Annotated in this window: 13 protein-coding genes and 1 riboswitch; of the genes, 11 read left to right on the top strand and 2 right to left on the bottom strand. The window is 69.0% G+C overall.

The window, feature by feature from the left end; genetic code table 11:
* Positions 1-196 precede the first annotated feature (196 nt).
* Entirely contained in the window at positions 197-580 is a 384-nt protein-coding gene (locus ABIC63_RS13260) for a DUF4148 domain-containing protein (RefSeq protein WP_354320079.1), read from the top strand.
* Between the two features lie 8 nt (positions 581-588).
* On the top strand, positions 589-1,029 hold the full coding sequence (locus ABIC63_RS13255; protein ID WP_354320078.1) for a DoxX family protein: 441 nt from the start codon (positions 589-591) through the stop codon (positions 1,027-1,029).
* Positions 1,030-1,046: 17 nt separating this feature from the next.
* Here the strand turns inward: ABIC63_RS13255 and ABIC63_RS13250 are convergent, their stop codons facing one another.
* Positions 1,047-1,763 (bottom strand): Crp/Fnr family transcriptional regulator, encoded by a 717-nt coding sequence (locus ABIC63_RS13250; protein ID WP_354320077.1) that lies wholly within the window; start codon positions 1,761-1,763, stop codon positions 1,047-1,049.
* Positions 1,764-1,789: 26 nt separating this feature from the next.
* Between ABIC63_RS13250 and ABIC63_RS13245 the strand changes: the two genes are divergently transcribed.
* The 5 genes from ABIC63_RS13245 to ABIC63_RS13225 all read left to right on the top strand — a co-directional run bounded on the left by ABIC63_RS13245 (position 1,790) and on the right by ABIC63_RS13225 (position 7,498).
* A complete protein-coding gene (locus ABIC63_RS13245; protein WP_354320076.1) occupies positions 1,790-3,487 on the top strand; it encodes an adenylate/guanylate cyclase domain-containing protein in 1,698 nt (565 codons plus the stop codon).
* A 9-nt stretch (positions 3,488-3,496) separates the two neighbouring features.
* Positions 3,497-3,566: riboswitch (S-adenosyl-L-homocysteine riboswitch) on the top strand.
* Between the two features lie 77 nt (positions 3,567-3,643).
* Positions 3,644-5,077, top strand: a complete 1,434-nt coding sequence (ahcY, locus tag ABIC63_RS13240; protein ID WP_354320075.1) for an adenosylhomocysteinase — start codon at positions 3,644-3,646, stop codon at positions 5,075-5,077.
* Between the two features lie 118 nt (positions 5,078-5,195).
* Complete coding sequence (locus ABIC63_RS13235; protein WP_354320074.1) at positions 5,196-5,969, top strand: TlyA family RNA methyltransferase; 774 nt, start codon at positions 5,196-5,198, stop codon at positions 5,967-5,969.
* A gap of 21 nt (positions 5,970-5,990) precedes the next feature.
* The gene (gene metF / locus ABIC63_RS13230) at positions 5,991-6,824 is read left to right on the top strand and encodes a methylenetetrahydrofolate reductase [NAD(P)H] (RefSeq protein WP_294370471.1); all 834 of its coding nucleotides are present in this window, start codon (positions 5,991-5,993) and stop codon (positions 6,822-6,824) included.
* Positions 6,821-7,498, top strand: coding sequence for a septal ring lytic transglycosylase RlpA family protein (locus tag ABIC63_RS13225; protein ID WP_354320073.1), 678 nt, complete (start codon positions 6,821-6,823; stop codon positions 7,496-7,498). The genes metF and ABIC63_RS13225 overlap by 4 nt, the downstream gene beginning before the upstream one ends.
* Positions 7,499-7,542: 44 nt before the next feature.
* Here the strand turns inward: ABIC63_RS13225 and ABIC63_RS13220 are convergent, their stop codons facing one another.
* Entirely contained in the window at positions 7,543-8,442 is a 900-nt protein-coding gene (locus ABIC63_RS13220) for a 23S rRNA (adenine(2030)-N(6))-methyltransferase RlmJ (protein WP_354320072.1), read from the bottom strand.
* Between the two features lie 187 nt (positions 8,443-8,629).
* On the opposite strand from ABIC63_RS13220, the gene rplM reads away from it, so the two are divergent.
* The 4 genes from rplM (at position 8,630) to mdtD (ending at position 11,468) form a co-directional block, all read left to right on the top strand.
* Positions 8,630-9,058 (top strand): 50S ribosomal protein L13, encoded by a 429-nt coding sequence (rplM, locus tag ABIC63_RS13215; protein ID WP_114802320.1) that lies wholly within the window; start codon positions 8,630-8,632, stop codon positions 9,056-9,058.
* An 11-nt stretch (positions 9,059-9,069) separates the two neighbouring features.
* Positions 9,070-9,462, top strand: a complete 393-nt coding sequence (rpsI, locus tag ABIC63_RS13210; protein WP_017761458.1) for a 30S ribosomal protein S9 — start codon at positions 9,070-9,072, stop codon at positions 9,460-9,462.
* A gap of 113 nt (positions 9,463-9,575) precedes the next feature.
* On the top strand, positions 9,576-9,950 hold the full coding sequence (gene erpA, locus ABIC63_RS13205; RefSeq protein ID WP_294370464.1) for an iron-sulfur cluster insertion protein ErpA: 375 nt from the start codon (positions 9,576-9,578) through the stop codon (positions 9,948-9,950).
* Between the two features lie 90 nt (positions 9,951-10,040).
* On the top strand, positions 10,041-11,468 hold the full coding sequence (gene mdtD, locus ABIC63_RS13200; protein ID WP_294370462.1) for a multidrug transporter subunit MdtD: 1,428 nt from the start codon (positions 10,041-10,043) through the stop codon (positions 11,466-11,468).
* The last annotated feature ends 63 nt before the right edge of the window (positions 11,469-11,531 follow it).

The raw sequence follows: 11,531 nt of genomic DNA, 5'->3' as shown, positions 1-11,531 counted from the left end.
ATATGCCCAGACTTATCCACAGAAATCCGGGACAACACGGCCTGCGGCGGCAGGAGCGCGCGGGGCGACTTGTCCGGACGTGTGCGTAAACGCACTTCCGCGCACCGGCGAGGGGCAGAAACTGCAAGGCATCGATCCGGTGGCACCTGCCGCGACGGGATCGACCTCTCTCTCCCGACCCTCGAAAGGATTCGCCATGAACAAGACCGCTCTCCTCGCCGCCGCCCTGCTGACGCTCGCTGCCGGTGCCGCCTCCGCCGAAACGCAGGAGGACTACATCCAGCAGAACCGCACGGCGGTGCACAGCACCCTGTCGCGTGCCGAGGTGCAACAGCAACTGGTCGCCGCCGAGCGCAGCGGCGACGTGGCCGCCATCGGCGAAGCGAGCAGCTTCGGCCAGCAGCCCGTGTTCGTCAGCGCCCGCACGCGCGCCCAGGTGCAGGCCGAGGCGGTGGCCGCGGCCCATGCCCCCAACCAGAACCTGGACCCGCGCGCCTTCGTCGACAGCCGCCTGCCCGCCAACATGCAGCGTGAGCCGCAGCGTCAGCAGGCCTCCGGCGCCGCCCAACAACCCCTGTGAGGCCCGCCATGTCCTACGCTTCCTCCGAGACGGGCGCCGCGCTGCTTCCCCGCCACGACGATGCCGGCAAGCTGGTGCTGCGCCTGGCGGTCGGCGTGCTGGTGCTGCTGCACGGCATCTTCAAGCTGGGCACGGGCCCGGGCTTCATCGTGAAGATGCTGGCCGCCCACGGCCTTCCCGGGGCCATCGGCTACCTCGTCTATGTGGGCGAAGTGCTGGCGCCGGCGCTGATGATCCTGGGCCTGTGGACGCGCCCGGCCGCGGCGGTGGTCGTGATCAACATGATCGTGGCCTTCCTGCTGGTGCATACCAGCCAGTTCTTCTCGCTGACCGGCCAGGGCGGCTGGGCGCTGGAACTGCAGGGGCTGTACCTCTTCGGTGCCCTGGCGGTGATGCTGCTGGGCGCGGGCCGCTATGCCGTGGCCGGCGGCCAGCGCGGGCTGAACTGAATTGAGCACGACGCGCCTCAGGCGCCGCCGTCGCCCATCACCTCGGCGACCACGCGGGCCAGGCGCGCCACGTCGGTGACGACGAGGGCGTCGCCCTCCTTGCGCAGCAGGCCGCTGCGCACCAGCGCATTGAGTTCGCGGGTGACCTGCTCGCGGTTGGTGCTGATGCGGCTGGCGAGTTCGGCATGGCGAGGCGCCGGCGCCAGCCGCACCTCGCCGGCGGCGGCATCCGGGCTGGCGGTGCGGGCCAGCCGGAGCAATTCGGCGTGAAGCCGGTTCTGCACGCCCAGCGTGCTCAGCTCGATCACCCGCTCCGACAACTGGCGCACCAGGGTGGTCAGGCGCTGCATCTGGCGCCGCGCCACCGTCGGTTCGTCCTGCAGCAGCTCCAGGAAGGCCTCGCGGTCGAGCACCGCCACCAGGCTGTCCTCGACGGTCATCACGTCCGCCGAGCGGGGTTGGCCGTCCAGCGCGGCCAGGTCGCCGACGATCTCGCCGGCACCCAGGTCGCGGAAAGTGACCTGCCGGCCATTGGCGCCGTAGGTGGTCACACGCACGGCGCCGTCGATCACCAGGTAGATGTCGGCGCGCGGCTGCCGCCGCAGCAGCAGCGGCTGGCCGGCAGCCACCCGGCGCCAGACGCAGCGGCCCGCCAGTGCGTCCAGGCGCGCCGGGGGCAGGTCGTCGAAGAGGGCGAAGCGCCGAAGCGCGAGACTGGAGGGCCGGTCGATCATGGGCGCGCGATTATGCTCAGCCGCCCATGAGCCCGCCTCCGCCGGTCGCCGCACCGGCCGCCCCCGCCCCCTTCTCCTTGCGTTCGCGCCGCGATCTGCGCTGGGCCAGCGGCCTGGTGCTGATGGCCTACGTGACGCTGCACCTGCTCAACCACGCGCTGGGGCTGGTCTCGCTCCGGGTGGCCGAAGGAGCGCTGGGGCCGCTTCGCGCCTTCTGGCATTCCTGGCCGGGCACGCTGCTGCTCTATGGCGCGGTCGCCGTCCACCTGGCCCTCGCCTTCGTGGCGCTGTGGGAGCGGCGCAGCCTGCGCATGCCGCCTTCGCAGGGGCTGCGCATCGTGCTGGGCTTCGCCTTGCCGCTGCTGCTGGCCTCGCACTTGGCGTCGATGCGCGGCGGCTACACCGTGTTCGGATTGAACGGCAGCTACGCCTGGGTGGTCGAGGGCCTGTGGGCCAGCGCCGGCGGTGCCTTCCAGGTCATCGCACTGGCCGCCGCCTGGCTGCACGGCTGCATGGGCCTGCATTTCGCCCTGCGCGCGGACCCGCGCTGGCGGCGGGCGCAGCCGCTGCTGCTCACGGCGGCTGTGTTGCTGCCCACGTTGGCGGCGCTGGGTTTCGTGGCGATGGGGCGGGAGTGGCAGTTCGCGCCAGGACCGGTGAACGCGCCCGACGCCGTCCAGGGTCACCGGCTGGGCATGCTCGCCGAGCATGGCCAGGACCTCTACGTGACGCTGCTGGCGGCGTGCCTGCTCGCGCGGATGGCACGAGGGCGCCTGCATCGGCTGTCCGGCACCCGCATGCTGACGCTGCGCTATCCGGATCGCAGCGTGCAGGTGCCTGTCGGCTGGAGCGTGCTGGAGGCCAGCCGGGCCCATGGCATTGCCCACCTGTCGCTGTGCGGCGGCCGGGCGCGCTGTTCCACCTGCCGCGTGCGGGTGGCGGGCCCTGCCGGGCACTGCCCGCCGCCCGGCCCCGACGAGCAACGCACGCTGGCCCGTGTGCGTGCCGGCGCCCAGGTCAGGCTCGCCTGCCAATTGAGGCCGACGGGCGATCTGGAGGTCTCCCCGCTGCTGGGCGCCGGCGCGGCCGCCGAAGGCCACCGTCCGCGGCTGGACGGCGAGCGGGAGGTGGCCGTGCTCTTCGTCGACCTGCGCCGCTGGTCCGGCCTGGCCGAGCGCCAGTGGCCTTTCGACCTCGTCTACGTGCTCGACCGCTACTTCGCGCTGGTCGGCCAGGCCGTGCGGGAGGCGGGCGGCGTGCCCAACCAGTTCATCGGCGACAGCGTGATGGCCCTCTTCGGCCTGGAGGAAGGCCTGGATCTCGCCTGCCGGCGGGCCTTCCGCGCGGCGGCGCTCATCAGCGCGCGGCTGCGCGCGTGGAGCGCCGAATTCGAGCGCGAATTCGGCCAGTCCCTCGATTTCGGCATGGGCCTGCATGCGGGCACGGCCGCCGTGGGCGAGGTCGGCCACCTGGACGTGCAGAGCTTCACCGCCGTGGGTGAGGTCGTGAACACCGCCAGCCGGCTGCAGGAGCAGACCAAGGCGGCCGGCGCGGCGCTGGTGGCCTCGCGCTTCGCGGTGAGGCATGCGGGCCTGTCGCCGGCGGCCGGGGAAATGCGGCGCATCGAGGTGCGGGGCCGCCGCGAGCCCATCGAGGTGGTCGCCTGGTCGGCGGAGGCGCTGGCCGTGGCCGTGCAGGGTCAGGGTGCATCGCCGCTTTTGTAGAATCCGCCCCCAACCGAGGAGCGTTGCAGCGCCGTCAGGCGTGAGGCTCGGAATTCATACGCAACCACGCTCACCCGCATCGCGCCGTGGTGAGTGCTTTCTCTCCCTCTCCCGACGTGCAGCGGAAACCCTGAAACCCGTGTTCTGGAGCATTGCATGAGCGCCGTTCTCAAAGCCGACCTTTCCGCCGATCTGGCGATCGCCGACATCTCGCTGGCCGACTGGGGCCGCAAGGAAATCAAGATTGCCGAGACCGAGATGCCCGGTCTCATGGCCATCCGCGAGGAATTCGCGGCAGCGCAGCCCCTGAAGGGCGCCCGCATCACGGGTTCGCTGCACATGACCATCCAGACGGCGGTGCTGATCGAGACCCTCAAGGCCCTGGGCGCCGACGTGCGCTGGGCCTCGTGCAACATCTTCTCGACGCAGGACCATGCCGCCGCCGCCATCGCCGCCGGCGGCACCCCGGTGTTCGCCATCAAGGGCGAGTCGCTGGAGGACTACTGGGACTACACCCACCGCATCTTCGATTTCGGCCCCAAGGGTTCGAAGGGCGAAGGCCCCAACATGATCCTGGACGACGGCGGCGATGCGACGCTGCTGATGCACCTGGGCCAGCGCGCCGAGAAGGACCTCTCGGTGGTCGCCAACCCGTCGAGCGAAGAAGAGCGCATCCTCTTCGCCGCCATCAAGTCCAAGATCGCCCAGGACCCGACCTGGTACAGCCGCAAGTCCGCCGAGATCATCGGCGTGACCGAAGAGACCACCACCGGCGTGCACCGCCTGAACGAGATGTCCGCCAAGGGCACGCTGCTGTTCCGCGCGATCAACGTCAATGACTCGGTCACCAAGAGCAAGTTCGACAACCTCTACGGCTGCCGTGAATCGCTGGTGGACGGCATCAAGCGCGCCACCGACGTGATGATCGCTGGCAAGGTCGCCGTGGTGGCCGGCTACGGCGACGTGGGCAAGGGCTGCGCCCAGGCCCTGGCCGCCCTGCGGGCCCAGGTGTGGGTGACCGAGATCGACCCGATCAACGCCCTGCAGGCCGCGATGGAAGGCTTCAAAGTCGTCACCATGGAATACGCCGCCGACAAGGCCGACATCTTCGTGACCACCACCGGCAACAAGGACGTGATCCGCCACGAGCACATGCTGGCGATGAAGAACGAGTCCATCGTCTGCAACATCGGCCACTTCGACAACGAGATCGACGTTGCCTCGATCGAGAAGTACCAGTGGGAAGAGGTCAAGCCCCAGGTCGATCACGTGATCTTCCCGGACGGCAAGCGCATCACGCTGCTGGCCAAGGGCCGCCTGGTCAATCTGGGCTGCGCCACGGGCCATCCCAGCTTCGTGATGTCCTCCTCCTTCGCCAACCAGACCATCGCGCAGATCGAGCTGTTCACCAAGCCCGACGCCTACGAGGCCGGCAAGGTGTACGTGCTGCCCAAGGTGCTGGACGAAAAGGTCGCACGCCTGCACCTGAAAAAGGTCGGCGCCCAGCTCACCGAGCTGACCGACGCGCAGGCCGCCTACATCGGCGTCGCCAAGACCGGGCCCTACAAGCCCGACACCTACCGCTATTGAGCACCCACCGGGCTTCGTGCCGCCGCCTTGGGCGCCCGTGCAGGGCGCAAGCGGCGCGCCGGAGCCGGTGGCCGCGGCGCCTCGCACGGGGCGGCCCGGCCTGCTCCTGTTTCCTCCCATGCGCGCTGACCAGCTGCTCGTCGAACGCGGCCTGGCCGCTTCACGCTCGCAGGCGGCGCGCCTGATCGCGGGCGGCCTGCGCTGGCGCCTGCATGCCGGCCAGCCCTGGCGTTCGGCCACCAAAAACGGCGACGAGGTGCCGCCCACGGCCGAGCTCGAACTGGCGGACGCGGCCGAGGCCCGTTACGTCTCGCGCGGCGGCCTGAAGCTCGAAGGCGCACTCGATGCGGCGCAGCTCGATGTCGCCGGCCTGCGTTGCCTGGACGTGGGCCAGTCGACCGGCGGCTTCACCGACTGCCTGCTGCAGCGCGGTGCCGCCGCCGCGGTGGGCGTGGACGTCGGCCATGGTCAGCTGCATGAACGGCTGCGGGCCGATGCTCGCGTGCAGGCGCTGGAGAAGGTCAACGCGCGCCATCTGCAGCCTGCGCAGTTCGCGCCGGTGGGCGGCGCGGATTTCGGGCTGGTCGTCGGCGACCTGTCCTTCATCTCGCTGACGCTGGTGCTGCCGGCGCTGGTGCCGCTGATGGCACCGACGGGGCGCCTGCTGATGCTGGTGAAGCCGCAGTTCGAGCTTCAGCCGGCGCAGATCGGCAAGGGCGGCATCGTCCGCGATCCCGCGCTGTACGCCGAGGTCGAGGCCCGGCTGCGGCAGGGCTGTGCCGATGCCGGCCTGCGGCTGCTCCAATGGCTGGACAGCCCCATCGTCGGCGGCGACGGCAACCGCGAGTTCTTCATCCACGCGGCGCCTTCGGCGGCCGTGCACGACAACTAACGACAAGAAAAGGGGTTCCCCATGGCGCTGCCGATCAGTTTCGAGTTCTTCCCGCCCAAGACGCCCGAAGGCGCGGTCAAGCTGCGGGCCGTGCGGGCGCAGCTGCGTGCCCGCGCGCCGCAGTTCTGCTCGGTGACCTATGGCGCCGGCGGTTCCACCCAGGCGGGCACCTTCGCCACGGTGAAGGAAATCCTGGAAGAAGGCACCGATGCCGCCTCGCATTTCTCGTGCATCGGCGCCACGCGCGAGACGGTGCGCGATCAACTGCATCAGCTCAAGGCCATGGGCGTGCGCCGCCTCGTGGCGCTGCGCGGCGACCTGCCCAGCGGCTACGGCATCGGCGGCGAATTCCAGTACGCGAGCGACCTGGTCGCCTTCATCCGTGCTGAGACCGGACGCGACTTCCACCTGGAAGTGGCCTGCTATCCCGAGGTGCATCCGCAGGCGCGCACGCCCCAGGCCGACATGCAGGCCTTCGCGACCAAGGTGCGTGCGGGCGCCGATTCGGCCATCACGCAGTACTTCTTCACGCCCGAGGCCTACTTCCGCTTCGTCGACGAGGCGCGCGTCGCCGGTGCCGACGTGCCGATCGTGCCGGGCATCATGCCCATCACCAGCTCCACGCAGCTGATGCGCTTTTCGGATGCCTGCGGCGCCGAGATTCCGCGCTGGGTGCGGCTGCGGCTGCAGTCCTTCGGCGACGACACGGCTTCGATCAAGGCCTTCGGCCTCGATGTGGTCGCGGCCCTGTGCGAGCGGCTGGTGGCGGGCGGCGCACCGGCGCTGCACTTCTACACCATGAACCAGGCCGCGCCCACCCTGGCGCTGCTGGATCGGCTGGGCCTGGGCGAATGAGCGTCTGGGCAACGGCGCGGGCCGCATGTGCGGCACTCGCGACGCTGCTGGCCGTGGCCTGTGCGCCGCTGCCGACGACCCCGGAGGCCGGGGCTGACGGCGTTTCGGCGACCGGTGCTCCCGCGGCCCGGCCCACGCTGCGCCCGCTGGAACGGCAACCGCCAGCCGCCGCCGAGGCACCGCGTTCGCGCGTGGTCCAGATCTTTCCCGACCTGGGCGAGACGCCCGACGGCCCGCCCGACGATTTGCAGGTCGAGGAATTCGAGCGGGGCGGGGGCTCCTGGTACGGCGTGCAGTTCCACCGCCGGCGCACCGCCAGCGGCGAGCTGTTCGACATGACCAGCTTCACCGCCGCCCACAAGACGCTGCCCTTCGGCACCAAGGTGTGCGTGCGCAGCCTGGTCAATGGGCGCGAGGTGCTGGTCTACATCAATGACCGCGGGCCTTTCACGCCGGGTCGCATCATCGACCTGAGTCAGGCCGCGGCCGAGCAGATCCAGCTGACCACCATCGGCTTCAAGCAGGTGTCGCTGACGATGATCCCGGAGGAGGGCGGTCGTTGCGCGGGCGAGCGCGTCGAAGGTGGTCTGGCGCCCATCAACATGGCGGCGGCGCCGCGTCCCGCGCCAGCGCGCCGTGCGCCAGCGCGCGTGGTGAACAAGCGAAAGCGCTGAGGTAGGCCCGGCCTTGGCCGGGCAAGCCCGACCGCAGCCGTGGATCAGCCGCCGTGCTCCAGCGTGAAGGCGGCGTTGGCGTCCTGCGCCAGCACTTGCGCCATGCGGGCCAGGCTGGGACGCAGCCGCGCGGCCAGGGTGTGCGGCGGATTGATGATGAACATGCCGCTGGCGGGCAGGCCAGGCCGGCGGCTGGTCTCGCCCGGCAGCGCGACAGCCATGCGGCTGGACTTGACCGTGAGGCTGGCATTGAGCCACGGCTTGCCGGCCTTGGTTGCCAGCGTCTTGAGCCGGCGCGGCAGCTCGTGCGCCTCCGGTCGGGGAATGATCGGATACCAGACCGCGTAGACGCCCGTGGCGAAGCGCTTGAGCGCCTCGCCCACGTAGGCGGCGGTGCGGCCATAGTCGGTCTTCATTTCGTAGCTCGGATCGGTGAGCACGAGCGCGCGGCGCGAGGGCGGCGGCAGGAACTTGGTAGCGCTGCCGAAGCCGTCCTCCCGCAGCACGGCGATGCGCCGGCCGGCATCGAGCTGGGCCACGTTGCCGTCGAGGGTCTTGGCGTCCGTGGGATGCAGTTCGTAGAGCTTGAGGCGGTCGTGTTCGCGCAGCAGCTGATGGGCGACGAAAGGCGAGCCCGGGTACACGCGCAGCGCCTCGCCGCGATTGAACTCGCGCACCAGCGCCAGGTAGCGACCGAGCGCATCGGGCAGGGGGGTGTCGGACGCGGCGGCCGCCTCGGCCAGCCGCAGCACGCCCTCGGCGGCCTCGCCGCTCTTGCCGGCATAGTCACCATCCAGGCGATAGAGGCCGGCACCGGCATGGGTGTCGACCATCGTGAGGGCGGTTTCCTTCTCGAGCAGGTAGTCGAGCACGGCGATCAGCACCGTGTGTTTGAGCACGTCGGCGTGGTTGCCGGCGTGGAAGGCATGGCGGTAGCTGAACATGGGGCAATGCTAACCGCGGCAGCCTTCAGGTGGCGCCTATCTGAAGGCTGTGCATATAATGGAAGGCTTCGCAGCGTTTTACCGAGCCCCGCGGCGAAGCTCGACACCCGCCTAAGAGCTTTCCTTCAGAGAAAGACCGACCGCGGAAAAGGGCTCACTCCAAACCTCCTGTTTTCAAGGAAATCTCATGTCTACGTTCAGCGCCAAGCCCGCTGACGTGAAGCACGAGTGGTTTGTGATTGACGCAACCGATAAGGTTCTCGGTCGGGTCGCCAGCGAAGTGGCCCTCCGTCTGCGCGGCAAGCACAAAGCCATCTACACGCCTCACGTCGACACCGGTGACTTCATCGTCATCGTCAACGCGTCCAAGCTCAAGGTCACCGGCACCAAGAGCCTCGACAAGGTCTACTACCGTCACTCCGGCTTCCCGGGTGGCATCACCGCCACCAACTTCCGCGACATGCAGGCCAAGCACCCCGGCCGCGCGCTCGAGAAGGCCGTCAAGGGCATGCTGCCCAAGGGTCCTCTGGGCTACGCCATGATCAAGAAGCTGAAGGTCTACGGCGGCGCTGAGCATCCGCACAGCGCCCAGCAGCCGCAGCCGCTGGAAATCTGAGGAGTCCCGAGATGATTGGTGATTGGAACAACGGCACCGGCCGTCGCAAGTCCAGCGTCGCCCGCGTGTTCCTCAAGAAGGGCAGCGGCAAGATCACGGTGAATGGCAAGCCGATCGAGCAGTTCTTCGGCCGCCAGACCTCGATCATGATCGCGAAGCAACCGCTCGCGCTGACCGAGAACCTGGAAGCCTTCGACATCCAGGTGAACGTGCACGGCGGCGGTGAGTCCGGCCAGGCCGGCGCCACCCGCCACGGCATCACCCGTGCGCTGATCGACTACGACGCGACCCTCAAGCCGGTGCTGAGCCAGGCTGGCTTCGTCACCCGCGACGCGCGTGAAGTCGAGCGTAAGAAGGTCGGTCTGCACTCCGCACGCCGCCGCAAGCAGTTCTCGAAGCGCTAAGCGTTTCGCACCTGCCAGAGAAAAACCGCCTTCGGGGCGGTTTTTCTTTGCCTGCGTTAGCATCCTTCCCCTTGGCTGCGCCCGCCGGGCTCGGCCCTCCACGGAGATTTCCCATGACCGCAGTTGCCGAAACCACCGCGTCCGCCGTGCAGGCGATGCCTGAGCCGATCGTGTTCACCGATTCCGCCGCCGCCAAGGTGGCCGACCTGATCGCCGAGGAAGGCAATCCCGATCTGAAGCTGCGCGTGTTCGTCCAGGGCGGCGGCTGCTCCGGCTTCCAGTACGGCTTCACCTTCGACGAGGTGACCAACGATGACGACACGACCATGACCAAGAACGGTGTGTCACTGCTCATCGATGCCATGAGCTACCAGTACCTGGTCGGTGCCGAGATCGACTACAAGGAAGATCTGCAAGGTGCCCAGTTCGTGATCAAGAACCCCAACGCCACCACCACCTGCGGCTGCGGTTCGAGCTTCTCGGTCTGATCCGCCGCACCGTGCGACAACAACGCCAGTCGCCGCCATGAAAGCCGCCTTCGGGCGGCTTTTTGTTTCCCTCTGCGCCCGAGCCCGCCCTTGACCGCCTCCCGCCCCGAAGCCGCTCCAGCGGCCACCGACACCTCGCAACGCATCCTGCTGTGGCTGGTGGCCATCGGCTTCTTCATGCAGACGCTGGATGCCACCATCATCAACACGGCGCTGCCGTCGATGGCGCGCGCGCTGGGCGAAAGCCCGTTGCGCATGCAGTCCGTGGTCGTGTCCTATTCGCTGACCATGGCCTTGCTGATCCCGGCCTCGGGCTGGCTGGCCGATCGCTTCGGCACGCGGCGAATGTTCATGGTGGCCATTGCCCTGTTCACGCTCGGCTCGCTGGCCTGTGCGGCATCACGGCACCTGGGCGAGCTGGTGGCGGCGCGGGTGCTGCAGGGCCTGGGCGGCGCGCTCCTCCTGCCGGTCGGTCGGTTGACGGTGCTCCGTACCTTTCCCCGCGCTCAGTTCCTGCAAGCCATGAGCTTCGTGGCGATTCCTGGCCTGATCGGCCCCCTGCTGGGTCCGACGCTGGGCGGTTGGCTGGTCGAGTACGCATCGTGGCACTGGGTGTTCCTGATCAACCTGCCGGTGGGCCTGATCGGCCTGGCAGCGACCCAGCGTTTCATGCCCGACGTGCGGGCCGATGCGCCTGGCCGCTTCGACCTTTTGGGCTACGTGCTGCTGGCCTTCGGAATGGCCACCTTGTCGCTGGCCATTGAAGGTGCCACGGGCATGGGGCACGCGGGCGCCCTGGTGATGGCGGTGTTCGGCTTCTCGGCGGTGGTGGCCTATTGGTTGCATGCGGTCCGGCATCCAGCGCCGCTGTTTTCGACCCACCTCTTCCAGGTGCGGACCCTCTCGGTCGGGTTGCTGGGCAACCTGTTCTGCCGGCTGGGCAGCGGCGCCATGCCCTTCCTGATTCCGCTGTCGCTGCAGGTGTCACTGGACTATTCGCCCATGCAGGCCGGCATGATGATGCTGCCGACGGCGCTGGCCGGCATGGGCATGAAGCGGGTGGCCGCGCAACTGATCCTGCGCTTCGGCTACCGGAACCTGCTGACGGCCAACACCTGCATCATCGGGCTGCTCATGACCAGCTTTGCGCTGGCGTCGCCGGGGGAGCCGCTGTGGCTGCGGCTGCTGCAGTTCGCCCTGTTCGGAGCTTTCAATTCGCTGCAGTTCACCGCCATGAACACGCTCACGCTCAAGGACCTGGACGGTGCCAGCGCCAGCAGCGGCAACAGCCTCTTCTCGATGGTGCAGATGCTGGCGATGAGCCTGGGTGTGGCCATGGCCGGCGCAGTGCTCTCGGGCTTCAGCGGGACCTTCGGCGACCATGCCCTGCCGGCCTTCCAGGCCACCTTCGTGACGGTGGGGCTTGTGACTGTGGCCTCGGCCTTCATCTTCTGGCAGGTGCCGCCCGAGGCGCGCTCGCCGCAGCTCGAAGAACCTGACGCAGCCGGCCGCCACTGAGGCTGGGCGGCCGCCCGGCCGCTGCGATCGATGGTCGGCGCTTTCCAGGGGCCGGCCCTCGTC

It is taken from the genome of Pseudacidovorax sp. 1753, assembly GCF_040544975.1.
Taxonomy (GTDB): Bacteria; Pseudomonadota; Gammaproteobacteria; order Burkholderiales; family Burkholderiaceae_C; genus Xenophilus.
Note: the sequence above shows the minus strand (reverse complement) of the source record. Positions and strands in the feature narration are given on the sequence as shown.